This window comes from Streptomyces sp. NPDC015220 (assembly GCF_043079345.1).
Classification (GTDB): domain Bacteria; phylum Actinomycetota; class Actinomycetes; order Streptomycetales; family Streptomycetaceae; genus Streptomyces.
On record NZ_JBIBUK010000026.1, the window covers coordinates 69,687 to 93,624 of the forward strand.

A 23,938-nucleotide genomic window follows, 5' to 3' on the forward strand; every position below is an offset into this window, starting at 1 on the left:
CGATGAATTACCGCTCTCCGGAAAGGCGGGGCAGTGATGGATCGGACCACGTGCTGTGTGGTGGGTGGCGGCCCCGCGGGCATGGTGCTCGCCCTGCTGCTGGCCCGGGCCGGGATCGCCGTGACGGTGCTGGAGAAACACGGCGACTTCCTCCGCGACTTCCGCGGCGACACGGTCCACCCGTCCACGCTGGCACTTCTTGACGACCTGGGCCTGGCCGAGGACTTCGCCCGGCTGCCCCAGCGGCGGGTGCGCACGGTCCGGCTGCCGGTCGGGGCCGACCGGTCGATGGTCACGGTGGCCGACCTGGGGGTGCTGCGCGGGCCGTACGACTACGTGGCGATGGTGCCCCAGTGGGACCTGCTGGACCTCCTCGTGGAGCAGGCCCGGCGCGAGCCGTCCTTCCAGGTGCGGATGAGCACCGAGGCGACCTCCTTCCTGGTCGAGGACGGACGGGTGACCGGGGTGCGCTACCGCGACGCCGACGGCCGCCACGGCGAGCTGCGCGCCCACCTGACGGTCGCCTGCGACGGCCGCGGATCACTGGCCCGCTCCCGTCCGGAACTGGGACTGCGCAGCTTCGACTGCCCGATGGACGCCTGGTGGTTCCGGCTGCCGCGGAACGAGGACGACCCGAGCGGGCTCGTCGGCGCCGCGGGTGACCGGTTCATGGCCGCGCTGATCGACCGCGGCGAGTACTGGCAGTGCGCCGTCCTCATCCCCAAGGGCAGTGATGCCGAGCGCCGCGCCGCCGGCCTGGGCCGTTTCTCGGCCGGCTTCGCCGCCGCGGTTCCCTGGATCGCGGACCGCTGCGACGTCCTGCGCTCCTGGGAGCAGGTCAAGTTCCTCGACGTGCGCATGGACCGTCTGCGCCGCTGGCACCGTCCCGGCCTGCTCTGCATCGGCGACGCCGCCCACGCGATGTCCCCGGTCTTCGGCATCGGCATCAACCTCGCCGTGCAGGACGCCGTCGCCGCCGCCCGGCACCTGGTCGAGCCGCTGCGCAGCGGGACCGTGGGCCTGGGCGACGTGCGTGCGGTACAGCGCCGCCGCCGTCCCACCACGGTGGCGACCCAGGCGCTCCAGCGGATGGCCCACGCCGAGCTCATCGGCCCGATCCTGCGGGGACAGCAGCCCCTGGGCGGCGCGGACCGGGCCCGGCGCACGGCGGGCCTGCTCGCCGGGTCGCCGCTGACCCGCCGTCTCCCCGCCTACTTCCTGGGGTACGGCGCACTGCGCGAGCGTCCACCGGACGCCGCTCGCGGCGGCCGTCGCTGAGCCCACCCGCGCTCACGCTCGCCCCGACCGCCGCAGCCGTCCTGCCGCGGACGGCTCCGCGGCCCGCCCCCGGGCCTTCACGACCGGCTCCCGCCCGGCGTCGGCCGCGTTCCTCCCCGTCCGTCGGGTCCGCCGTGCCGGGCCGGCCGTCCCGGTCACCGCGCGCTCCGGCGCATCCGGGCCGGACCGCGGGGAACCCGGGCGGACGGACCGGGGAGGTGCCTGTGGCCGGTGATGAGGGCTTGGGCCTGGACGAGGTGTTGCGGGCGGCGGAGGACGCGGCTCCAGTGGAGTCGGTGGACGTGGTGGCCCGGAACCTGGCGCAGCGGTTCTCCGCGATGGAGGTGTCGTTCCTCTTCGTCGACATGCTCGGCCGGGAAGCCGTTCGGCTGCCCAGGGCCGGACCGGTGGGGCAGGTGCCCGGCGCGGCGGAGCGCATCGAACTGGCGGGCAGCGTCTACGCCCGGGTGCTGCGCTCCCAGCGGTTGCACCAGGAGGAAGCGGGGGAGGGCGGCTGCCGGCTGGTGGCGCCGGTGACCAACCGCGGCGACTGCATCGGCGTACTGGACATGGTGGTGCCGCACGCGGACGACACGGTCCGCGAGGCGGTGACGCAGGCAGCGCACGCACTGGCGTACATAGTGGTCACCGACAGCCGCTTCACCGACCTCTACCACTGGGGCCGGCGCACCACCGTCGTGAGCCTGGCCGCGGAGATCCAGCACCAGCTGCTGCCGTCGGCGTCCTGCTGCGAGGCGGCCCACTTCACCCTGGCGGGTGGCCTGGCCCCGGCCGACGACATCGGTGGCGACACCTACGACTACGCCCTCGACCAGAACGTCCTCCATCTGTCGATCACTGACGCGATGGGGCACGACACGGCCTCCGCACTGCTGGCCACGCTGACCGTCAACGCCCTGCGCGGCGCCCGCCGCGCCGGCCTCGGCCTCCTAGACCAGGCGTACGCCGCCCACCGGGCGATCACCGGCAACGCCCGCGGCATGACCACCGGACAGTTGGCGCGCGTCGAGCTGGAGACCGGCGCCTGCGAGCTGGTCAACGCCGGCCACCCCTGGCCGCTGCGGCTGCGCGGTGATCACGTGGAGGAGCTGGCCGTCAAGGTCGACCTGCCCTTCGGGGTGCCCGTTCCGGTCACCTACCGGGTGCAGCACCTCCGCCTGGAGCCGGGCGACCGCCTGGTACTGATCACCGACGGCATGCACGAGCGCGACGCCGCCGCGGTCGACCTGCCGGCCCTCATCCGCGAAACCCGTGACGAACACCCCCGCGAAGTGGTCCGGGCGCTGACCGCGGCGGCCGACGACGCCTGCGGGGGAGAGCTGACGGACGATGCCACCACCCTGGTGCTGGACTGGCACGGCAGCCGTTCAGGACAGCGCCGCACCAACGGCGGCTCCAACACCTGACACCGGTGCGTCGAAGCCGGCGTCGGTCAGTGCTCCCGCCCGGTCCGCACGCAGACCGACGGGAATCGGCACGCGCGCCGCCCGGCAACGGCCGACAGGCCGTGGAGAAGCCCGTGCCCGAACGCGGCCGTCCTCGACGACGAGCCGCGGGCCGCCACCTCGACCCGCCCGGGGGATACTGGATAATTCGAGTGAGAGTTCAGTGAGAGTTCGGTGTCCGTGCCGCCACGACGACACGGCTCGCCCGGGACCGGAGTCATCGGTCCCGGAAGCGTCGAGGCCATCCCCGGCGACCGAGGAGGAAACGCACTCGGCCCAGTCGGCCACCCCCATGCGAACAGACCCGTGACCCTTCCATCGACCGCGCTCCACCGGATCACCGTCGAAGGGCTCCGGAAACGATCGGCCGCCGGGCGGCCGACCCGTCCGCACCTCGGACGTCCCGCGCCCTTCTCCCTGTCCGGTCGACGGCCGCCTGCGGTCGGACAATCCCACGAAATTCCCCCAAGTGAGTGAATGATGAACGGAGCCATTACCGGGCATGCGGAAACTGCCCCCGCTGCCGCCCGTGGGCACACGTCACCCACCGTCGGCCGTGCGTCACTGCCGGCGTCGCCCAGGACCGTCGGCGGCGAGGCGGGGTAGGAGTGAAGTGATGACCGGCCCGGTGAGGTGAGCCCACCATGGATCTCGTGCTGATCGCCCGGGACGCGGGGCCGACTCCGGACGTGGCGTCCTCCCCGGCGTGTCCCCCCGGCCGTCGCGGGTTCCGCCGCGCGCCCGTGGACGGGAGCGCCGATCAGCGGGAAGTCCGCCGCGCCTGCCCGCCGTACCGCCGCGGCCGCTCCGGTGAGGCCGGCGGGTGGAAGGAGCGAGTGCGATGAGCCGAGCGAAGCAGCGCCCCGAGCGGCCGGATCGTCCGGAGGGCGTGGCGGCGGGCCCGAGCGGGTTGATGGATGTGCTCGGCGTCGCCGCCGTGCTGGTGCAGGCCGACGGCCGGATCGACATGTGGAGTCCGCAGGCCGAGAAGCTGTTCGGCTACGCCCGCGGCGAGGCGGTCGGCCAGTACGCCGCGCCGCTGCTCCTGCACCCCGAACACCGGGACGCGGCGATCGAGCTGTTCGCCGAGGTGATGGAGACCGGCCGCGGCTGGGCGGGCGCCTTCCCCGTCCGGCACAAGGACGGCAGCACCCGGATGATCGAGTTCCGCAACATGCGGCTGACGGACAGCCTCGGCGACCACTACGCGCTGGGCCTGGCCACCGACCGGTCCACGTTGCAGCATCTGGAACGCAAGGTGGCCCTGTCCTCCCGGCTGGTCGCCCAGGCGCCGATCGGGCTGGCCGTTCTCGACACCGACCTGCGGTACCTGGCCGTCAACCCTGCCCTGGCGGAGATGCACGGCGTCGCCGACGCCGACCACATCGGCCGGCGCTTCAGGGAGATCCTGCCCAGCGCGCCGTTCTCCGGTGCGGAGGCCGCGATGCGGCAGGTGCTGGCGAACGGCGTTCCCGTGGTGGGCCAGGAGGTGGTGGGCCGTACTCCCGCCGACCCGCACAACGTCCACGCCTGGGCGATGTCGCTCTACCGGCTGGAGGACCACCACGGGCGAGTGCTGGGCATCGTCACCGTGGTGGTGGACGAGACCGACCGCTACCGGGCGGCCAGGGAAGCCGAACGGGCTGAGCGGCGCCTGCGCCTGATGGCCACCGGTTCCGCCCGCATCGGGACCACCCTGGATGTGGAGCGCACCGCACAGGAACTGGCCGACGTGCTCGTGCCCGACCTGGCCGACATGGTCGCGGTGGACCTGCTGGACTCCGTCATGCACACGGGGCACACGGGCGCCGCCGAGGATGATCCTGCGCTGTTCCGCGCCCTGGCGGTGAAGATGGCCTACCCCACCGAGGCCGCCCGGGCGCTCGTTCCGCCAGGCCGTCTGACCGCCTACCACGCGGCCCACCCGGCGGCCCATTGCATCCGCACCCGCCGGCCCCTGCTGATCAGCCACCTGGACGGCGGTGACCTGGCGCGCATCGCCGCCGACTCCGAGGCCGCCCGACTGCTCGCCAAGGCCGGAGTCCACACCGACATGGCGATCCCCCTGATCGCCCGCGGGCACATGATCGGCGTCATGGGACTGGCCCGCGCCCGCAACCCCCGGCCCTTCGAGGAGGCCGACCTCACCCTCGCCTGCGAGCTCGCCTCGTGCGCCGCGTTGAGCATCGACAACGCCGTCCTGCACCAGCACATCCGCAACGCCGCCGAAACCCTCCAGCGCAGTCTGCTGCCGCGGCTCTCGCCCCGCCACCCCGGGCTCGAGGTCGCCGCCCGGTACCGGCCCGCACAGGCCTTCAGCGAGGTCGGCGGCGACTGGTACGACGTCATTCCGCTGGACGGTGACCGGACCGCCCTGGCGGTGGGCGACGTCATGGGCAGCGGCATCCAGGCCGCCACCACCATGGGCCGCCTGCGCACCGCCACCTCCACCCTCGCCGACCTCGACCTCGACCCGGCCCGGATCCTCACTCACCTCGACAGGATCACGCACGGTCTCGACCCCTACATCGCCACCTGCGTGTACGCGGTCTACGACCCCCACCACGCCCAGTTGCGGGTGGCCTCGGCCGGCCACCTGCCGCCGGTCCTCATCCGGGCCGAACGGTCACCGGAACTCCTCGACCTGCCCACCGGCACCCCGCTGGGAGTCGGCGGCGTCCCCTTCGAGACCACCGCCCTCGGCCTGCGGCCCGGCGATCGACTGGTCCTGTACACCGACGGACTGGTCGAAACCCGCGGCGACCCCATCGACGAACGCCTGGAAGACCTGCTGCGTCTGCTCGCGGCGCCGAACCGCTCCGGGGAAGAGACCTGCGACCAGCTCCTGAAGCAGCTCCGGCACCCCGACGGCCATGACGACGTGGCCCTTCTCATCGCCCGAGCGCGCCCCCTGGCGACGTCCGGCCGGCCCGCCCCCTGACGTCCGGCCAGGGCCCGAGCGGCACCGCTCGGAGCCGCGGAACCGGGTCCGCTGTCGCGCGCGCCCCGGCGGCCGCCCGCCCGGCGTCCCCGGCCCCGCGAACACGGCGGCCCGGCCCGTACGTCCGGGGCAGCCGACCGCTCCTCAGGCCGCTCGCCGCAGGAGAAGGTCACCCGCGGACGGAAGCAACCAGCTCGCGCACGTTGTCGACGCTGCCGCACCCGCTGTCCAGATACTTGGCGCGCGCTTCGCGGAATGCCGCGCCGAGCTGGGAACGGCGGTCGGCGGCGACGTTCTCCCGCGCGTCGTTGAGCAGGGTCCGCTCCTCCTCGTCCGCGTGGTGATTGACCGCGGTGACGAGTTCTTCCAGTTTCTCGTCCCACTCCTCGGAGCCGGTGTCCTCGACCTCGAGCAGGGCGAGCAGCGCCTCGTTGGCCTCGTGGTGCTCGTGCACACTGTGGTCGACGTCGTCGCCGTCCACGTTCTTGTAACGCCGCAGGGCCGGATAGACCTCGTCCTCCTCGGCCGAGGCGTGGGCGATGAGCAGATGCGCGAATTCCTCGAGAGCGGCGGCTCGGTCGGCCTCCGCGTTGCGCATGGTGCGGAACAGATCCTCCATCCGCCGATGGTCCTTCAGGATGAGCTCGACGACGTCGGTGGACGACACGGTGACTCCCCACTGCTAGGGCGACCAGGTTCCGGCCTCGGATACCCCTGTTCCCGCAGCTCAGACGTGCGCCTTTCGGGTATGGCGCCGGGTACGGCGACCCACCTCGCCCGGACGCCCCCCGCGACCGGGCGCGCGGGCCGGAGAAGGCCGGAACTCCGGAGGAAGGACAAGCCGGATGCGCCGGGGCCGGCGCTCCGGGCGGGCCCCACGGCCACGCCACCCGGCAGAGACGGCCCCCGGCAACGAGTGTCCACGGCTTGCGCCGGGGCACCCGTAACAAAGCGGGGGCCCCGCCGGCCGGGCGGGGAAGCCGGTGCGGCGAAGACACCGGACGCGGCAGGAACGCCGTGAGTTCCGTCGTTCCGCCGTGTACGACGGCGGCGGTGGACCTGGCGCGGGCGTTCGGGCCGCAGTCGCGGTCGCCGTGAAGGACGAACCGGCCGCTTCGGCGGCCGTCCGTCGAGGGCCACGCGACCGTGCCCACCGGCCGGGGGAGGCGGGACACCGCGAGCGGTCCGATCGGTTTTCCTGGGAGTGATGACATGAACGATCGTCCGAGCGGCTTCATGACGCCGCGTCAGGAACGGGGGGCGTCGCGGTTCTCCGCATGGGCGGCCGTGATCCTCCGCTCGGCTCCGCTGTTCTACCTCGCGTTCCTGGTCCTTTCCGTCGGTCTTCTGGCCTCCGCCATGGCCACCGGGGCGGGCGTGCGCACCGTGCTCGGCTCCGCGGTCCAGTCCGCCCTGTGGGCGGCGTTGCTGCTGATCGCCCCCGGTGAGTCGCACCGCGCCCGGCGGGTCCGCCGCGACTCGCGGGCGTGAGCGCGAGGAGGGCGCGGCGGACGGGCCGCGGCGATCTTCCGGACGGCGTCGGGCGGCGGCCCGCCCCGGTGGCACGCCGATCCGCCCCACGGCGGATCCCGGCCCGAGCCCGTGCGAGAGCCAGCGGCCGGCCGGTCCTGTCGTCGCCGGCCGTGGCATGGCCGGCGGCCGACCGCACCCGGGCGCGCTGCCGGCGCGGTCGCCCACGCGCCCCGGCAGCGGCCGCGAGCGGTACAAGGGCCAGGCCGGGCCGTGCGGGTGCGGAGCCGGTTCCCGCGGACCGCGCGGGGCGGCGGCGCGTCAGGAGGACAGGGCGCCGATGGCGTCTTCCACGTCGGGGTGGAAGGTGAAGATCTGGTCGAGGCCGACGATGCGGAAGACGCGCATCAGATCGGCGCTGAGCCCGGCGAGGGCGAGCCGGGTGCGCGCCTCCCCGGCACGACGGTAGGCGGTGATCAGCACGGTGATGCCGGTGGAGTCGCAGTAGGCGAGGTCGGAGAGGTCGATCACCACCGGAGCGTCCTGGCTGAAGGCGGTCTCCTGGATCGCCAGGGTCAGATCGGGGGCGGTGTGGTGGTCGAGTTCGCCGGCCACCGCCAGCACCACGGCGCCGGACGGGTGGGTGTGACGGGCGGTGGTCAGAGTGCGGTCTGTCACCTTTTCTCCTGTGCGGCTGGGGGAACGCGGCTCGGCGGGACGGAAAGGGCGAGGAGCGCGGTGTCGTCACTGACCCCGGCCCCCAGGTCGGTGATGAGTTTGTCCACCGTGGCGAGCAGGCCGTCCGCTCCCTGAGCGGCGTGCAGGGACAGATGACGGGCCAGCCCGTCCTCGCCCAGCATGCCGCCCTCCGCGGTATGGGCCTCGATGAGCCCGTCGGTGTACAGCAGGAGCACGTCGCCGGGTGCGAGCCGGGTGGTGACCTCCACGAACTGCGGGTCGGGCAGCATACCGATCAGCTGGCCGCCGGTCGTCGCCACGGATTCGACGGAGCCGTCCGCGCGTATCGCCAGGGCCGGAGGGTGGCCGCCGCCCGCCAATGTGACGCTGAAGGATCCGTCGGGCGCGGGCTGGAGCACGCCGAACACGGCGGTGCAGAACCGGGGGGTGTCGCCCTGGTACTCGCCCTTGAGGACCGTGTCGAGGTTGCGCAGGGCGGCACAGGGATCGGGGTCGTAGATGGCCGCGGCGCGCAGCGTGTAACGGGTCAGGGAGGTCAGGGCCGCCGCCTCCGCGCCCTTGCCGCACACGTCGCCGAGGAAGAAGCCCCAGCGGTCGCCGTCCAGCGGGAACAGATCGTAGAAGTCGCCGCCGACCTCGTCCAAGGAGGCGGTGTGGTAGGCGGCGGCCGCGTGGAGCCCGGGCACGTACGGCAGGGTCGGCGGCAGCAGAGTGCGCTGGAGCGTGCGGGCCAGACGCTCGGCGTCGGTGCGCCGCTCGCGTTCGGCGGCGACCGTGCGCATCGCGGCCAGGCGCAGGTCGAGTTCGTCCATGACGAGTGCGGCCAGCTCCCGCAGCGCCTCGAGCTGGTCGTCGGTGGGGCGGCGGGGACGGGTGTCGAGGACGTTGACGGTGCCCAGACGGTGACCGTCGGCCGTGGTGATCGCGGCGGCGGCGTGGAAACGGATGCCGGCGCCGCCCCGGACGAGGGGGTGTTCGGCGGTACGCGGATCGGTGAGGGTGTCGGTGACGACGTGGGGCTCCCCGTGCGGGACGGCGGAGGCGCACAGCCCCGGGGCGTCGGCGATCTCACCGGCGTCGAGGCCGTGCGTGGCCACGAACCACACCCGGTCCCTGTCCACGATCGCCACCGCGGCCATGGGAACGTCCAGAACACGGGCGGCGAGGGCGGCGATCCTGTCGAACGCGCCGTCGTGCGCGGTGTCCAGGATCCGGTAACGGCGCACCGCGGCGAGCCGGTCCTCGTCGTCCGAGGCCGCTCCCATACCCGTATGGAAGTCGTCCTCGGTCGCCTTCATGGTTTCTCCGTCCCTCCCCGGCTGCCGTGCCCGTCAGCCCGAGGCACGGTTGCCCTATCCTACGGATCGCGTCAAAGAACTCGTGCAGGTGCCCCACGGTCGGGGCACGCTGTCACGGTTCCGGAGGCTTCCGGCGCGCGACCGGACGGCACAATGGCCGCGGCCGATGGACGGCGCTTCCGCGAGAGACGGACGCGATGGAAAGGGTGGGCAGTGGCACATTCCGAGGACGCCGAACTCGACGTGCCGTCGCGTGGACGGGCCGACGTGTTCACCGCCGACCGGGAGGTCGGCCGGGACCTCGAGGCGGTCGACTGGGCGGCGACCCCGCTGGGCGATCCGGCCGAGTGGCCGCAGAGCCTGCGGACGGCCGTGAGCATCCTGCTCTCGTCGAAGTTCTCCATGTGGATGGCGTGGGGGCCGGAGCTGACGTTCTTCTGCAACGACGCCTACCGGCGCGCCACCCTGGGCCGCAAGTACCCGTGGGCCCTGGGACGGCCGGCGAGCGAGGTGTGGGCGGAGATCTGGGACGACATCGGCCCGCGCATCGACACCGTCCTCACCACGGGCGACGCCACCTGGGACCAGGCGCTGCTGCTTTTCGTGGAACGCGCCGGATACCCGGAGGAGAGCTACCACACGTTCTCCTACAGCCCGCTGCGCGACGACGCCGGCCACGTGGTCGGCATGCTGTGCGTGGTCAGCGAGGAGACCGAGCGGGTCATCGGCGAGCGGCGCATGGCCACTCTGCGCGACCTCGGCTCCGACCCCAGCGTGGTGCGCACCGAGCAGGAGATGCTCGACTTCGCCCGCCAGCAGATGGACGGGAACCCGCGTGATCTGCCGTTCACGTTGACCTATCTCTTCCAGGACGACGGCAGCGCCCGGCTCGCCGCGGCCACCGGGATACCGGCCGGCCATCCGGCCGCCGTGCGGACCGTCCGGCCGGAGGCCGGGACGGTGTGGCCCACGGCCGCGCCGGCCCGCGGCGAGTCCGCGCTGATGCCGCTGGACGGACCGCTCTTCACCGACCTGCCCACCGGGGCCTGGACGGAGGCGCCCACCCAGGCGCTGGTGGTGCCCCTGCTGCGGCAGGGCGGCCCCTCGTACGGGTTCATGGTGGTCGGCCTGAACCGCTACCGGGCCCTGGACGACGCCTACCGCGGTTTCCTGGAACTGGTCGCCGCGCACGTCGCCACGGGAGTCGCCAGCGCCCGCAGCTACCAGGCGCAGCAGCGGCGCGCGGAGGAACTCGCGGAGCTGGACCGCGCCAAGACCACCTTCTTCTCCAACATCAGCCACGAGTTCCGCACCCCGCTCACGCTGATCATGGGACCGGTCCAGGAACTGCGGACCCGCCTCGCCGACGCCGACGCGGACGTGCGCGAGGAACTGGAGATCATCCACCGCAACGGGCTGCGGCTGGGCAAACTGGTCAACACCCTGCTGGACTTCTCCCGCATCGAGGCCGGCCGGATGCAGGCGAGCTACGAGCCCGTCGACCTGGCCGCGGTCACCGGTGAACTGGCGAGCGTGTTCCGCTCCGCCATCGACAAGGCGGGCCTGGACTTCCACGTCGACTGCGTCCCGCTGCCCGAGGCGGTCTACGTCGACCGGGGCATGTGGGAGAAGGTGGTGCTCAACCTCCTCAGCAACGCCCTGAAGTTCACCTTCGACGGCTCGATCCGCGTCGGCGTGCGCGCCGAGGACGACGAGGCGGTGGTGACCGTGGCGGACACCGGGATCGGTGTCCGGGCCGAGGAGATGCCCCGGCTCTTCGAACGGTTCCACCGCATGGAGAACGCCCGCTCCCGTTCCAACGAGGGCAGCGGCATCGGCCTGGCCCTCGTGAAGGAACTGGTCGGGTTGCACGGCGGCACCATCACCGCCACCTCCGCCGTGGGCGAGGGCACCCGGTTCACCATCCGTCTGCCGTTCGGCGCCGCGCACCTGCCCGCCGACGCCCTGCTCCCGGAAGCCGGCTCGGCCAGGACCCCGACCCCGTCCACGACCGATCCCTACGTGGAGGAAGCCCTGCGCTGGCTGCCCGGCGACACGGCGCGGAAAACCGCTCCGACCGAGCAGCTCCGGGACACGGCGGAGCCGGCCGACGTACGGTCCGTGGCCGGTCCGGCGGCCGACGCACGGGTGCTCGTCGCCGACGACAACGCCGACATGCGCGAGTACCTCACCCGGCTGCTGCGCGGCGCCGGCTACCGGGTCAGCACGGCCGAGGACGGCCGGCAGGCCCTGGAAGCGATCCGCGTGGACGCTCCCGACCTCGTCGTGAGCGACGTCATGATGCCCCGCCTGGACGGTCTGGCCCTGGTGGCGGAGCTGCGGACCGATCCACGGACCGCGTCCCTGCCGGTGCTGCTGCTCTCCGCCCGGGCCGGGCAGGAGGCGTCCATCGAGGGCCTCCAGGCCGGAGCGGACGACTACCTCGTGAAGCCGTTCGCGGCGGCCGAACTCCTCGCCCGCGTCCGCGCCAACATCGAGCTGGCGCGGCTGCGCACCCATCACGCCCGGTGGCGCACCGCGCTGGTCGACTCCCTCCAGGAAGCCTTCTTCGTCTGCGACGAGGACGGCGCGGTCGTCGAGATCAACGCCGCGTTCACCCGCATCCTCGGCTACGGTCCCGAGGGCCTGCCCTACCAGCCCGTCCACCCGTGGTGGCCGGACGCCGGAACGGACCCCGAGGCCCACCGGCAGGTCGCCAACGCCTTCGCCGTACTGCTCGGCCGGACCCGGGGCAGTTACACCATCCCCGTCACCCACCAGGACGGCCACCGGCTGTGGGTCAGCGCCACCTTCAACCAGGTGCGGGACCCCGACTCCGACCGCCAGGTCGTCGTCGGCACCTTCCGCGACGTGACCGCGGAGCACTACGCCATCCAGCGCGAGAGCGCCCTCGCGGCGCTGAGCACCTGCCTGTCCCGGGCCGTCAGCCTGCACGAGGCGCTCAGCGGCGCGCTGGGCGAGCTGAAGAAGCTGTGGCGTGCCCGGACCGTCATGGCCGCGGGGTTCGACCACGGCGACGAACCGACACTGACGGCCACCGACCCGTCGCTCACCTGGCAGCAGGTGCCCGCCGAGCGCCGCGGACTCCTCGCCGACCTGCGCCGCGGACCGCTCCTGACCCCGGTCACCGACCACAACGGGGCGGGCATCCTGCTGGAGCACCCCGACGGGCCGCTCGCCCTGTGGATCGACCTCGGCGAGCACCGGCCCTTCACCGGCGAGGACCAGCTGCTGCTGTCCCTGCTGGGCGGCCACCTCGCCCAGGGCCTCGCCCGCGCTCACCAGATCGACCAGCAGCGCGAGACCGCCATCGCCCTGCAACGCGCCATCCTCGGCCCCTCGCACCTGCCCGACGGGTTCGCCGTCCGCTACGAGCCCGCCACCCGGCCCCTGGAGGTCGGCGGGGACTGGTACGACACCGTCACCCTCGCCGACGGCCGCATCGGCATCGTCGTCGGTGACTGCGTCGGCCGAGGTCTGGAAGCCGCCAGCGTGATGGGCCAGCTGCGCAGCGCCTGCCGGGCCCTGCTGCTGCAGGACGCGAGCCCCGCCCAGACGCTGATGGCCCTCGACCGGTTCGCCGCCGGCATTCCCGGAGCGGTCTGCACCACGGTCTTCTGCGGAGTCCTCGACGCCGAGACCGGACAGCTCACCTACTCCAGCGCCGGACACCCGCCCGGCATCCTCGTCCACCCCGACGGCGCCACCCGGCTCCTGGAGGACGCGCGCTCCCTCCCCCTGGCCGTCCGCCCCGGCAGAGAGCGTCCCGAGGGCAGTTGCACCATTCCCGCGCGCGGAACCCTGCTGCTCTACACCGACGGGCTCGTCGAACGCCGCCGCCGCCCGCTGAGCGCGGGCATCGGCCAGGCCGGCGAGGCCCTCCAGGACGGCCGGAACACCGCGGTCGACGAACTCGCCACCCAGGTGATGGCCAGGCTGGCCCCCGACAGCGGGTACGACGACGACGTCGCCCTGCTGCTGTACCGGCATCCGGCGCCCCTGGAGATGTCCTTCCCGGCGGAGTCCTCTCAGCTCGCACCGGTCCGCAAGGCCCTGCGCGGCTGGCTCGACCAGTGCGACCTGCCACCGGGCACCGTGCAGAACGTGCTGGTCGCCGCAGGCGAGGCCTGTGCCAACGCCATCGAGCACGGACACCGTGAGAGCCCCGGCGAGACCGTGTACTTCCGGGCCGAGGCGTTCGTGGACGACCTTCACCTGACCATCGCCGACACCGGACGCTGGAAGACTCCGCAGCCCGAGCTCAACACCCACCGGGGCCGGGGGATGAGCCTGATGCGCGCACTGATGCGCCAGGTCACCGTCACCTCCGGCCCGTCCGGCACGACCGTCGACATGCATACGAGGATCGCCTGATGACCGCACCCCTGACCCTCACGCCCGGCCGACGGTCCGACGGGACCGCGCTGCTGACCGCGGTCGGCGAGATCGACATGAGCAACACCGACGTCCTGGCCGACGCCCTCGCCGGCACGACCGGCCGCCTCGTCCTCGACCTGACCGGCGTCGAGTACCTCGACAGCGCGGGCCTCAGCGTGCTCTTCAGCCACGTCGGCCGCATCGAACTCGTCGCGAACCCCCTCCTGGCACCCGTGCTGACCATCTCCGGTCTGGCCGAGCTCACCACCATCCACGGCTGTGACCTCCCACGTCCCACGGACGGCGGTGATTGAGCACGGTGCCGGTGGCGCCGGGGCCGGTGACGAGGAGCCGACCCGGTGGCGCGACGGGCCGGTCGGTCGCCGGCTTCCGTTTGAGAACGGACCTCGCGGTTATCCGGGTCTGGGAGGGCGGTAGGGGAGCCACCGGCTCTTCCAGGGCGCCGCGGCCTTTCCGGACACAGCCGGGTACCGGGAGAACGGTCGGGGCACGACCGCACACCATGGCGAAGGGCTGACCGGGATGACCGTGGCGACGCAGCGGGGCGGCGGGGGAGGCTCCAGCGGTCTGTACGACGTGCTGGAGTTGATTCTCGACCGGGGACTGGTGATCGACGCGTTCGTGCGGGTCTCCCTCGTCGGCATCGAGATACTCAAGATCGACATACGCATCGTGGTGGCGAGCGTCGACACCTATCTGCGTTTCGCAGAGGCGTGCAACCGCCTCGATCTGGAATCGGGTCCGCGCAAGCCCGCGGGGATCACCGAACTTCCGGGACGTATCTCCGAGTCGGGGGCCCGCGGGGCGACCAAGGGAGTTCTGTCCGGCGCCGCGCAGACGATCTCCGACGCTTTCCAGCAGGCCCGCGACGAGGCGGGACGGAAGTAGGGCGCCGCGCGGGGCAGCGGCAAGGCCGCGGCGCCGGCGCGGATCCCGCCCGCCGAGAGGCGAGGGCCGCGTGTGACGGACGACGAATACGGCCTCCGCGTGTGACGGACGACGAAGACGGTTGCCGCGTGTGACGGACGACGCGCACGGCTGTCATTCGCTGCGACGTTCCCCGGCCAATGAGGGATTGCCGCACATGACCGGCCGCGCTGGGGGTAAGCGCGGCCTCGAGACAGTGGAAACCAGGCCCGGACACAAGGGCGGGAGGGGCACCGACGATGACGATCACGGCCAGCAGCACCCAGGAGAGCGAGCGGACGGCGCTGCCGGAGATCGGCGACGCCGCCAAGGTGGCCCCCAGGGACGCCCGGGAGCTGTCGAAGCTGTTCTTCGACCGGCTCGCCACTCTGGACGAGGGCACGCACGAGTACCAGTACGCCCGCAACACGCTGATCGAGATGAACATGTCCCTCGTCCGTTTCGCGGCCGGCCGGTTCCGCAGCCGGGGCCCGGAGGAGATGGAGGACATCGTCCAGGTCGGCATGATCGGGCTGATCAAGGCGATCGACCGGTTCGAGCTCGCCCGCGAGGTGGAGTTCACCTCCTTCGCCGTGCCGTACATCGTCGGCGAGATCAAGCGCTTCTTCCGTGACACCTCCTGGGCGGTGCACGTTCCCCGCCGCCTGCAGGAAGCCCGCGTCCACCTCGCCCGGGCCACCGAGGAGCTGCGCAGCCGGATGGGCCGTACTCCCAGCGTCAAGGAACTCGCCGAGCTCATGAGCCTGAGCGAGGAAGAGGTCGTCGAAGCCCGCATCGCGTCCAACGGCTACAGCGCCGCCTCGCTGGACGCCGCGCTCAGCACCAGCGACGACAGCGAGACGCCCCTGGCCGAGTTCATCGGCGTCGACGACGCGGCGCTCGAACTGGTGGAGGACTTCCACGCCCTGGCCCCGCTGATCGCCACGCTCGACGAACGCGACCGCCGGATCATCCACTGGCGGTTCGTCGAGGAACTGACCCAGGCCCAGATCGGCGAACGTCTGGGCGTCTCCCAGATGCATGTCTCACGTCTGCTCTCGCGCTGCCTGGCGCGTCTGCGCGAAGGCATGCTCGCCACGGGGTGACGGCGGGCACGGGGAACGCGGCGCCGTGAGCGTGCCGTCGACCGGCTGAACGCAAGACCACACGAGCCGTCGCGACCCGGTGAGCCGGGAGCGGCCGCGCCCTTCCCGGCGTCGTCGCGGCCGCTGCCCCGGTCGTCCGGCCGCCCCCGCCCTGGATTCCGCTGCGGGCCCGGCCCGCGGACGGACGGCGTCCCGTACGGCGCCGACCCGCACGAGAACCCCGGCCCGATCTTGACGGGCCGGGGTTCTCGTGTCATGCGCCTGGTGGTGGAGCCCCGGCCTGATTACGGCGGGCCGGCGTTCTCCGGTGTGTCGTGTGTCGCGGTGGTGCGCCGGATCAGTACTCGCCGCCCTTGTGGCGCTCGACGACGCGGAAGCTGCCCACGACGCCGTTCTTGACGTGGACGCCGCCTTCGACGTGGCCGGTCCGGACGCCGTCGCTGGAGCTGCGCGGGCCGACGGTGGCGATCGGGGCGCCGTTGTCGCAGGTGGCGCCGCGGAAGACCTCGACGGTCCGGCGGCTGTCGTTGCGGATGTTCAGGCTCTTGGAACCCAGACCGCTGACGACGGTGATGCAACCGCCGGGACGGGCGGAGTAGGACCGCTCGTTGATGTGGATCCAGCCCTCCTCGAAGTTCTTGCCGCCGCGCTCGTTGCCTTCGTTGCCGCCGCGCTCATTGCCCTCGTTGCCCCTGCCGCCGTTGCCGCCGTTGCCGCCGACGTCGCCGCCCATGGGGGCGGGGGCAGCCGGGGGGGCCTGGGCGGGGGCGGGGGCCTGGACGGGGGCCTGCTGGACGACGGCCGGGGCCGACTGTGGCGCGGGCGCGGCGGTGGCGTAGGTGATGCCGGTCGCGGTCAGGGCCGCGGCGGCCGCCACGGCCGCGGCGAGCGCGTGGGAACGGGTCATGGCCATGTCTCTTGCTCTCCTGTCTCAGTCTCAGATAGAAGCCGGCTGTGGCAGCCGATGCATTTGAACGTACTAACGCCCCCAAGAGCTGTCATGTCGGGCATGTCGGATCTCTTGGCCCAGGGGGCCGATCGGGGTACGGGGAGCGCCACCGCGCCACCTCCGCGACTACCTGAGAAGACGTCAGAACGGCGCGGCGACGGGCAGTTTGGATGACAATTACTCCTAAAAGGTGATCTTCTGATGGCTGCTCACTCCTTGGGGTGCCGGGACGACGGAAAACACCGGCGAGTCGATGGTCGATGCTTGACATGCGGACCGTCGTAGGTTCCATGTGAGGCACGGGGCGCCGGACCCCCATGTGCTCCCGCCCCGTCCGCCGGTGTCGCAGGGGAGAGGAAGGGCCGGCTCGCGGAGGCTCGTGGTGCGGATGGCGGTAGGGCCCCCGCCGGTGCCCCTCGGCAGCGGCGTTCGGTCGGGCGCCCGGCGCCGGTGGGCCCCTCGGCGCCATGCGTCGGGGCCGCCGAGCGCCGCCCGCCTCCCCGGCCGCCCGCCCGGGCACTGCCGAACCGGGGGGCGTGGGCCGCGCGCGGCGCCCGTCGCGTCGTGCCCGGCGCCGTCACAGACAGGCAGCAGACAGACAGGCACGGATGGGCGCCTCCCGGCAGCGTCGGCACGCCTCGCTCAGCGGGTGGCCGGCAGTGCGGACGAACACGGCGGAAGGTGGTGGGTACGTCCCTCCCAGCCCTCCTCGGGACACGGCTTCCCCGAGGCGCGCGGTCGTGTTGCTCCAGCCGGCCGGTTACCCGTCGCCCTCGCTCGCCGGGCCCTTGCCGGCGGAGGGGGGCTCGGTCGGTGCGAAGGGCCTGCCGGCGACGAGGCCGAGGGCTTGTTCATCGGCGCTGCCGGGCCCGGCGGTGAGCAGATGGAGGCGCAGGTCCGGGTCGTCGGTGGGGGCGAAGGACTCATTGCCGAGAGTGAGGCCGCCGGCGAGGGGATGGTGGAAACGGGTGGTGCCGTGGGTGCAGGTGGCGACCTCGTGCCGCGCCCACCGGTGCCGGAAGTCGTCACTGCGGACGGACAGGTCGTCGATGAGGGCGGGCAGGGCGGGGTCGGTGCGGTGGCGACCGGTGTGGAGGTGCAGCGAGGCGACGGTGTCCCGGGCGGCCTTCTCCCAGTCGGGCAGCCGAGTGCGGGCCTCGGCGTCGAGGAACAGGTGGCGGGCCGCGTCGCGGTCGCGGACCGGGAGGGCGTCGAAGTCGGCCGCCGGGGTCGTCGCCCACCACACACCCGGTCACACCCCCGGCCACTACATGGTGCAGATCACCGACGCGGGCCAAGAGGTGTATCCGATCGCGGACTCCGTCCACCACCCGCTCCAGCTCAACGACACCGGCATCTCCTTCCTCTCCGACGTCGACGTCGGACACGCCCTGAAGACCCGGCAGGAACTCCTCGACCGGTTCGCCGGAGGAGACGTCGCCATCGGCACGGCACACTTCCCGGGCCGCGCTTCCAGCGCATCGAGGTGGACGAGCGCGGACGGACCTGGACCGACGCCTGAACCCGCCCCTCCTCCGGACCGGACGCAGCGGTAGGACGGACGCAGCGGTAGGACGGCAGAGCCGATCTCCCGGTCGATCCGCGCCTGATGCCCGACGGCGGTGCTCGTCGGACACACCCGACGGCCGTGGTGAGGCGAAGGTGCGAGATCCGCCGGGAGCGGGGCGGCTGGTTCAGCGGTGGTCGGCTGTCAGGCCCATGTGACCAGTTCCGCCTTGTCGTCGAAGTTCCCGAGATCCATGTCCACCGGATGGTCGGTGTACTGGTGGAAAACCCAGGAGTGCTCGATGTCGGGCCTGCCGGGGTGGCCGTTGTACTCGGCGATCCACAAGCCGTCACCGGCGAACGAGGTCGTATCGCGGTTCAACCAGAAATCCCGGTCGCAGTAGAGGATCACCTTGTGGCCGGGCGCCTTCTGCTGCACCCGCTTGATCCAGGCGTCCTTCCACTCCCCGGAGACTCTGGGATCTTCCCAGTCGAGGGCGAGGATGTCACCGTCCACCAGGTTGATCTTGGACAGGAAGTAGTCGGCCTGAACCTCGTACGGTCCAGGGCGGGCGAAATGGTAGAAGCCGGTGACCAGTCCCGCTTTGCGGGCAGTCTGCCGCTGGGCGACCCACTTGGGGTTCGTCCAGCTGTGGCCCTCCGTGACCTTGATGAACACGAAGTCGAGCCCTGAGACGTCGTAGGCGTCCGGCTGGAACGACGACACGTCAATGCCTCTGATGCTCATGAGAGGCTCCATCCGTCGGAGCGAAGACTACGTGTCCGACATTACGCCGACGGGCCAAGTGTCGCGCGCGGAAAAGGTAGTTGAGCAGGCAATCTGCCCTGAGGAGGTGTCACCGGCGGGGGCGGCGACCCTTACCAGAGTTGAAACGGTTCCGGAGTTGTCGGTTTTCCACGGCCGGACACGGTCTCGAACGACGACGGTCGGGCCCCGGGGACGGCACCCGCGCCGGGTGGTGGTCCGGACGTCTCCGGGCGGCCCGGCGCGTCAACCAGACGGTCGAGCCGCTGACTTGGTCGCCTTCGCGCCCGCAGTCACTTTTCCGGCCGGTCAGGCCGCCGAACGGATCAGGGGCCGGCCGGGCCGACTGGCGCGGACCTCGCTCGACGCGGCCGGGGAGGAACCCGCGGGGTCCATCACCGCGGGTTCCTCCCGCCCCGGACACCCTCCTGCCCGTCTCCTCTCCCGGCGGTGACGCGTGGCGCGACCGTGGAGCCCGGGGACGCGGCGCGCGGCGCCCCGGTGCCCGCGCCGCGCTCCGGGTGTGCCGCGGCCGGGGAGGGCTCGTAGCCTGGTAGTGCTCGGGGTCCCGTGACGGAGGTTGCCGGTATGCCTCGCACGATCTGGTCCGGCGCGATCAGCTTCGGCCTGGTCACCGTGCCCATCCACGTCCAGTCCGCGACGGAGGACCACAGCGTCCACTTCCACCAGTACCACCTGTCGGACATGGGCCGGATCCGGACCCGGAAGGTGTGCGAGCTGGAAGGGCGTGAGGTCGGGCAGGGCGAGATCGGCAAGGGGTACGAGTGGTCGAGCACGCAGGTCGTCCCGATCAGCGACGCCGAGCTGGACAACCTGCCGCTGCCGACGGCGAAGGCCATCGAGATCGACGCGTTCGTGCCGCTCGCCTCCGTCGACCCGGTCCGCATCGGTGAGGGCTACTACCTCGCCCCGGACGGACAGGTCGCCGCCAAGCCCTACAAGCTGCTGAGGCAGGCGCTGGCCCGCTCGTCGAAGGTCGCGGTCGCCAAGTGGGCGTGGCACGGCCGTGAGCGTCTGGGGCTGCTGCGGGTGCGCGAGGACGTGCTGGTGCTGCATCTGATGCGCTGGCCCGACGAGATCCGTGACCCCGCGCAGGTCGCCCCGCCCCAGGTACGGGTGACCGAGGAGGAGATCGACGGGGCACTGGCCCTGATGGACAGCATGACCCGCGAGGACCTGGACGGCCCGGAGTTCCGCGACACCTACACCGAGGCGCTGGAGGAGATCATCGAGGCCAAGCGGGAGCACCGGGAGCCGGCCGGAGCGCCGGAGCCCGAGGCCGAGCCGGGCAAGGTGCTGGACCTGATGGCCGCCCTGAACGAGTCCGTGGCCCGGGCGAAAGCCTCTCGCGGCGACGCGGGCGGAGCCGAGGTGCACGAACTGCCGGCCAAGAAGGCCTCGGCACGGCAGCGGGGCGGCGAGCCGGCGGCCGGGAAGAGCGCGGCGGCGAAGAAGACCCCCGCGCCGAAGAAGGCCGCGGCGAAGAAGACCGCTGCCAGGAAGCCCCGCCGCAGTGCCTGACCAGTGGCCGCCCGGACGACCGGTCCTCAGCCCGCGGCCGTGGTCTTGACCAGAGACACGTCACGCGAGAGCTCCCGGAAGCCGAGGCAGCAGTACAGCCCGCGCGCCTCCGGACGCCCCGGCGCGCCCATGCGGACGACCGTCGGACGGTCGCGGGCCACCGCCGCCGGTGGTCGGTGGCGGCCGTGCCGAACGGCCGCCGCCCGGTTCACCACGAGTGGGATCGCGTGCGACCGCGGGCGAGAAGCCTCCGGACGAGCAGGAACGCGCCCACGGCGATCAGGGCCACCCCTATGAGGATCAAGGCCGCCCCGACAGCGATCAACAGCGTCCCGAGGAGAACCAGCAGTGCTCCGAGCAGGACCAAGAGCGTCCCGACGATGAGGAGAAAGATCGCGAGGGCGGTCACGGTTGTCTCCTGTCCTCCCTCCCGCTCTACTCCTTCCCCGCCCCCGTTCGAACACTCTGCTCCACGATCACCGACGGCTCGCCGCGGTCAAGGGGCCTTCGCCGCGCCGGTTTCGATCAGGACCGGCGCTGGACCGTGTCCGGCCCGCCCGAGTGGGTGATTCCGCGCTGAGCCCCGCCGCGTCCTCGACCGTCGTCGGGTCGACGGACGGTGACTCGAGCGCGGGGCACGGCCATCGGCCCACCCAGGCTCCCTCCGTGCGTACGTCTCCCGTCAGGAGCCGACGCGCCGGACGGAGGACCTTCGGGGCTCCCGGGAGGGCTGTTCGGCCTCAGCGGAAAGGGCAGCGGTGCGGTGGACTGGGGTTGCCGGCAGCCGAGCCGGCGCGCCCGGACCCCACCGCCCCGGCGCGCCCCGCGGGTCGGCGAGGCAGCTCCCAGCGGGGTGAGGAGGACGCTGAGCCATGAGGCAGCGCAGTGTCGGCGATCTGATGACGCCCGCCGCCGTGAGCGTGCGGCCGGGCACGACGTTCAAGGAGATCGCGCGCATTCTCGACGAGTACGACATCACCGCGGTCCCGGTGGTCGACGACCAGGATCGGCCCGTCGGGGTGGTGTCCGAGGCGGACCTGCTGCGCAGGCGCACGTCCGGCGGTGTGGGCACCACCGCCCGGGAACTGATGACCAGCCCCGCAGTGGTGGCGGAGCCCGGATGGCACGCGGTGCGTGCCGCCCGGACGATGGAGCGGCACCGGGTGAAGCGGCTGCCGGTGGTGGGCGGCGACGGCCGGCTGGTCGGCGTGATCAGCCGGAGCGACCTGGTGCAGTTGTTCCTCCGCAGGGACCGTGCGATCCAGGAGGAGATCCTCGAGGACGTCCTCGTCCGGACGCTGGGCCTCCCACCGTCGGCGCTGACGGTCGAGGTCGCCGAGGGCCGGGTGGTGCTCAGCGGCACAGTGCGGCGCAAGAGCCTGATCCCGGTCGCCGTGCGGCTGTGCGACGGCGTCGACGGTGTGGTGGAGGTGGTGAGCCGGCTCGGCTACGACCGGGACGACACCGGTGAGGACACCACGTGCCAAGGCGACCCCCGGTGACCCCGGAGTCCGGGAGGCGGTCGCCGGACGGCTCACGCCCCGTCGGCACGACCCGCCCGGCCGACACCTGACCGGCGTACGACGCGGCGCACCCCGGGCGGGACCGGGCGCCGCCTGCCGGCCCCGCTCGACGTTCGGATGCCGTCCCCGGCCGGCAGCGACTACCGTGGTCGAGGGGGTGGAACGGCTTTTGGCTCTTCGCGACGGAGGGTCAGCGGTGGGAAGCTCCGAGGAGTCGGGAGAGGTCCGCGTCCGGCTGCCGCAGTTGCGGCTGGATGAGCTGCTGGAGGAGTTGCAGGCGCGCCTGGACGCGGCCCGCGGCACCCGGGACCGGGTGCACAGCCTCCTGGAGGCGGTGCTCTCCGTCGGCCGGGAGCTGAACCTGGAGCAGGTGCTGCACAGCATCGTGGACGCGGCCGCGACGCTGGTCGACGCCGGGTACGCGGCGCTGGGGGTGATCGGCCCGGACGGCAGGCGCCTGTCCGCCTTCCACACCATCGGGGTGAGCGAGGAGGAGATCGCCCGGATCGGCCCCTTCCCGGAAGGGCACGGCGTCCTGGGCGAGCTGATCCGGCACCCGGAGCCGCTGCGGCTGGCGAAGCTGTCCGAGCATCCGGCGTCGTACGGCTTCCCGCCCGGCCACCCGCCGATGCACACCTTCCTCGGGGTGCCGATCCGGGTGCGCGAGCAGGTGTTCGGCAACCTGTACCTGACCGAGAAACGGGACGGACTGGAGTTCGACGAGGAGGACGAGTCGGTCCTGTCCACCCTGGCGGTGGCGGCGGGCGTGGCGATCGACAACGCCCGCCTGTACGAGGAGTCCCGGCTGCGCGAGCGCTGGCTGCGGGCCAACGCGGAGATCACCCGCAGCCTGATGTCGGGCACCGCCCAGGCGGAGGTCCTCAGACTGATCGCGGAACGCGCCCGGGAGATCACCGGCTCGGTGCTCGCCGCGATGTCCACGCCGGTCAGGGACACCGACACGCTCACCGTGGAACTGGCCATCGGCCGGCAGGCCGAGGCCCACCGCGGGCTGGTGCTGCCCGTGGAGGGCACCCTCACCGGGAAGGCGTTCGCCGACGGCGCGCCCGTGAGCAGCCCGGACGTCGCGCACGACGAACGCGTCACGGCCGGGCCGCCCCGGTTCGCCGGCCTCGGACCGGCCGTGGCGGTCCCCGTCGGCGCCGGCGACCACGTACGCGGAGTGGTCCTGCTGGCCCGGGAGAGCGGGGCCAGGGACTTCTCCGGACAGGAGCTGGAGACGTTGAAGGGCTTCGCCGCGCAGGCCGCCCTGGCGATGGAGCTCGCCGAGCGGCGCCGGGACGCCGAGCAGATCGCCCTGCTGGAGGACCGCGACCGCATCGCCCGCGACCTGCACGACCTGGCCATCCAGCGGCTGTTCGCCACCGGGATGACCCTGCAGAGCGCGGGCCGGTTCATCGACCACGCGGGCGCCCGGGAACGGGTGCTGCGGGCCGTGGACGACCTCGACGAGACCATAAAGATCATCAGATCGACGATCTTCGGGCTGCGCAGCCACGGTGACGAGGCGGCGCCCGGACTGCGGGCGCGTGCGGTGCGGGTGGTCGGGGAGGCCGCCCGGGTGCTGGGCTTCGCGCCCAGTGTGCGGATGGAGGGGCTGCTCGACACACATGTGCCCAGGGAGACCGCCGACCACGTGATCGCGGTGCTGTCCGAGTCGCTGACCAACGTCGCCCGGCACGCGCACGCCGACCGGGTCGAGATCGCGCTGGAGACCGACGGCAGGACCGTACGCCTCACCGTCACCGACAACGGGGTGGGCATCCCCGCCGGGGGCCGCCGCAGCGGGCTGGCCAACATGGCCGAGCGGGCCCGGCAACTCGGCGGCGACCTGGAGCTCACCGGCCCCGACGGCGGCGGCACCAGACTGGTCTGGCACGCTCCGGTGAGCGATGTACGGGGACCGTCCGGCGACTGACGGATCGCGGGGGAGCGTGGTGGACGAGGCCGGCCCCTCCCGCGCCACGTCCGGCTCGGCTCCCGCCCGGGCGGTCGGCGACGAGGCGGCCTTCGAGGCCGACCACGTCGGCGGGGCGGTGAACGGGGGC

General features: G+C 72.7%; 19 protein-coding genes. 12 read left to right on the top strand and 7 right to left on the bottom strand.

The annotated features are described in order from the left end of the window. The first annotated feature begins 36 nt into the window (after nt 1-36). The 3 genes from ACF061_RS33625 (at nt 37) to ACF061_RS33635 (ending at nt 5,685) form a co-directional block, all read left to right on the top strand. Nucleotides 37-1,278, top strand: coding sequence for an FAD-dependent oxidoreductase (locus ACF061_RS33625; RefSeq protein WP_392270795.1), 1,242 nt, complete (start codon nt 37-39; stop codon nt 1,276-1,278). Nucleotides 1,279-1,502: 224 nt separating this feature from the next. Then, a complete protein-coding gene (locus ACF061_RS33630; protein ID WP_392270796.1) occupies nt 1,503-2,705 on the top strand; it encodes a PP2C family protein-serine/threonine phosphatase in 1,203 nt (400 codons plus the stop codon). Between the two features lie 880 nt (nt 2,706-3,585). After that, nucleotides 3,586-5,685, top strand: coding sequence for a SpoIIE family protein phosphatase (locus ACF061_RS33635; RefSeq protein WP_392270797.1), 2,100 nt, complete (start codon nt 3,586-3,588; stop codon nt 5,683-5,685). 169 nt (nt 5,686-5,854) lie between these two features. Here ACF061_RS33635 and ACF061_RS33640 read toward each other — a convergent pair whose 3' ends face one another. Next, entirely contained in the window at nt 5,855-6,352 is a 498-nt protein-coding gene (locus ACF061_RS33640; RefSeq protein ID WP_392270798.1) for a hemerythrin domain-containing protein, read from the bottom strand. A gap of 545 nt (nt 6,353-6,897) precedes the next feature. Here ACF061_RS33640 and ACF061_RS33645 point away from each other — a divergent pair. Beyond that, entirely contained in the window at nt 6,898-7,176 is a 279-nt protein-coding gene (locus ACF061_RS33645) for a hypothetical protein (protein ID WP_392270799.1), read from the top strand. Nucleotides 7,177-7,476: 300 nt separating this feature from the next. Here ACF061_RS33645 and ACF061_RS33650 read toward each other — a convergent pair whose 3' ends face one another. Both ACF061_RS33650 and ACF061_RS33655 read right to left on the bottom strand, forming a co-directional pair. Further along, nucleotides 7,477-7,833, bottom strand: coding sequence for an STAS domain-containing protein (locus ACF061_RS33650; RefSeq protein WP_392270800.1), 357 nt, complete (start codon nt 7,831-7,833; stop codon nt 7,477-7,479). Continuing rightward, a complete protein-coding gene (locus ACF061_RS33655; protein ID WP_392270801.1) occupies nt 7,830-9,152 on the bottom strand; it encodes a PP2C family protein-serine/threonine phosphatase in 1,323 nt (440 codons plus the stop codon). The genes ACF061_RS33650 and ACF061_RS33655 overlap by 4 nt, the downstream gene beginning before the upstream one ends. A gap of 213 nt (nt 9,153-9,365) precedes the next feature. Here ACF061_RS33655 and ACF061_RS33660 point away from each other — a divergent pair, with 213 nt between their 5' ends. The 4 genes from ACF061_RS33660 to ACF061_RS33675 all read left to right on the top strand — a co-directional run bounded on the left by ACF061_RS33660 (nt 9,366) and on the right by ACF061_RS33675 (nt 15,583). Further along, nucleotides 9,366-13,547: a SpoIIE family protein phosphatase gene (locus tag ACF061_RS33660; RefSeq protein ID WP_392270802.1), complete on the top strand. Its 4,182-nt coding sequence runs from the start codon at nt 9,366-9,368 to the stop codon at nt 13,545-13,547. Then, nucleotides 13,547-13,864, top strand: coding sequence for an STAS domain-containing protein (locus ACF061_RS33665; RefSeq protein ID WP_392270803.1), 318 nt, complete (start codon nt 13,547-13,549; stop codon nt 13,862-13,864). Before ACF061_RS33660 ends, ACF061_RS33665 begins: the two co-directional genes overlap by 1 nt. A 229-nt stretch (nt 13,865-14,093) precedes the next feature. Continuing rightward, on the top strand, nt 14,094-14,459 hold the full coding sequence (gvpJ, locus tag ACF061_RS33670; RefSeq protein WP_392270804.1) for a gas vesicle protein GvpJ: 366 nt from the start codon (nt 14,094-14,096) through the stop codon (nt 14,457-14,459). A 278-nt stretch (nt 14,460-14,737) separates the two neighbouring features. Beyond that, entirely contained in the window at nt 14,738-15,583 is an 846-nt protein-coding gene (locus ACF061_RS33675) for an RNA polymerase sigma factor SigF (RefSeq protein WP_392270805.1), read from the top strand. A 337-nt stretch (nt 15,584-15,920) separates the two neighbouring features. Here ACF061_RS33675 and ACF061_RS33680 read toward each other — a convergent pair whose 3' ends face one another. Together ACF061_RS33680 and ACF061_RS33685 are read right to left on the bottom strand one after the other, a co-directional pair. Continuing rightward, entirely contained in the window at nt 15,921-16,496 is a 576-nt protein-coding gene (locus ACF061_RS33680; protein WP_392270806.1) for a hypothetical protein, read from the bottom strand. A gap of 796 nt (nt 16,497-17,292) precedes the next feature. Next, nucleotides 17,293-17,778: a hypothetical protein gene (locus ACF061_RS33685; RefSeq protein WP_392270807.1), complete on the bottom strand. Its 486-nt coding sequence runs from the start codon at nt 17,776-17,778 to the stop codon at nt 17,293-17,295. A gap of 25 nt (nt 17,779-17,803) precedes the next feature. Here ACF061_RS33685 and ACF061_RS33690 point away from each other — a divergent pair, with 25 nt between their 5' ends. Next, on the top strand, nt 17,804-18,088 hold the full coding sequence (locus ACF061_RS33690; protein ID WP_392270808.1) for a hypothetical protein: 285 nt from the start codon (nt 17,804-17,806) through the stop codon (nt 18,086-18,088). 155 nt (nt 18,089-18,243) lie between these two features. Here the strand turns inward: ACF061_RS33690 and ACF061_RS33695 are convergent, their stop codons facing one another. Next, complete coding sequence (locus tag ACF061_RS33695; protein ID WP_392270809.1) at nt 18,244-18,786, bottom strand: glycoside hydrolase family 25 protein; 543 nt, start codon at nt 18,784-18,786, stop codon at nt 18,244-18,246. A 606-nt stretch (nt 18,787-19,392) separates the two neighbouring features. Between ACF061_RS33695 and ACF061_RS33700 the strand changes: the two genes are divergently transcribed. Further along, a complete protein-coding gene (locus ACF061_RS33700; RefSeq protein ID WP_392270810.1) occupies nt 19,393-20,346 on the top strand; it encodes a Ku protein in 954 nt (317 codons plus the stop codon). A 208-nt stretch (nt 20,347-20,554) separates the two neighbouring features. Here the strand turns inward: ACF061_RS33700 and ACF061_RS33705 are convergent, their stop codons facing one another. Further along, nucleotides 20,555-20,755, bottom strand: coding sequence for a hypothetical protein (locus ACF061_RS33705; RefSeq protein WP_392270811.1), 201 nt, complete (start codon nt 20,753-20,755; stop codon nt 20,555-20,557). Nucleotides 20,756-21,218: 463 nt separating this feature from the next. On the opposite strand from ACF061_RS33705, the gene ACF061_RS33710 reads away from it, so the two are divergent. Both ACF061_RS33710 and ACF061_RS33715 read left to right on the top strand, forming a co-directional pair. Beyond that, nucleotides 21,219-21,848, top strand: coding sequence for a CBS domain-containing protein (locus ACF061_RS33710; RefSeq protein WP_392270812.1), 630 nt, complete (start codon nt 21,219-21,221; stop codon nt 21,846-21,848). A gap of 217 nt (nt 21,849-22,065) precedes the next feature. Beyond that, on the top strand, nt 22,066-23,808 hold the full coding sequence (locus ACF061_RS33715; RefSeq protein WP_392270813.1) for a GAF domain-containing protein: 1,743 nt from the start codon (nt 22,066-22,068) through the stop codon (nt 23,806-23,808). The last annotated feature ends 130 nt before the right edge of the window (nt 23,809-23,938 follow it).

What these genes read in the sequence shown, in the direction of transcription:
- ACF061_RS33625 (WP_392270795.1), top strand. Translation starts at nt 37, where the DNA reads ATGGATCGGACCACGTGCTGTGTGGTGGGTGGCGGCCCCGCGGGCATG.
- ACF061_RS33635 (WP_392270797.1), top strand. Translation starts at nt 3,586, where the DNA reads ATGAGCCGAGCGAAGCAGCGCCCCGAGCGGCCGGATCGTCCGGAGGGC.
- ACF061_RS33645 (WP_392270799.1), top strand. Translation starts at nt 6,898, where the DNA reads ATGAACGATCGTCCGAGCGGCTTCATGACGCCGCGTCAGGAACGGGGG.
- ACF061_RS33655 (WP_392270801.1), bottom strand. Translation starts at nt 9,152, where the DNA reads ATGAAGGCGACCGAGGACGACTTCCATACGGGTATGGGAGCGGCCTCG.
- ACF061_RS33665 (WP_392270803.1), top strand. Translation starts at nt 13,547, where the DNA reads ATGACCGCACCCCTGACCCTCACGCCCGGCCGACGGTCCGACGGGACC.
- gvpJ (WP_392270804.1), top strand. Translation starts at nt 14,094, where the DNA reads ATGACCGTGGCGACGCAGCGGGGCGGCGGGGGAGGCTCCAGCGGTCTG.
- ACF061_RS33675 (WP_392270805.1), top strand. Translation starts at nt 14,738, where the DNA reads ATGACGATCACGGCCAGCAGCACCCAGGAGAGCGAGCGGACGGCGCTG.
- ACF061_RS33680 (WP_392270806.1), bottom strand. Translation starts at nt 16,496, where the DNA reads ATGGCCATGACCCGTTCCCACGCGCTCGCCGCGGCCGTGGCGGCCGCC.
- ACF061_RS33690 (WP_392270808.1), top strand. Translation starts at nt 17,804, where the DNA reads ATGGTGCAGATCACCGACGCGGGCCAAGAGGTGTATCCGATCGCGGAC.
- ACF061_RS33695 (WP_392270809.1), bottom strand. Translation starts at nt 18,786, where the DNA reads ATGAGCATCAGAGGCATTGACGTGTCGTCGTTCCAGCCGGACGCCTAC.
- ACF061_RS33700 (WP_392270810.1), top strand. Translation starts at nt 19,393, where the DNA reads ATGCCTCGCACGATCTGGTCCGGCGCGATCAGCTTCGGCCTGGTCACC.
- ACF061_RS33710 (WP_392270812.1), top strand. Translation starts at nt 21,219, where the DNA reads ATGAGGCAGCGCAGTGTCGGCGATCTGATGACGCCCGCCGCCGTGAGC.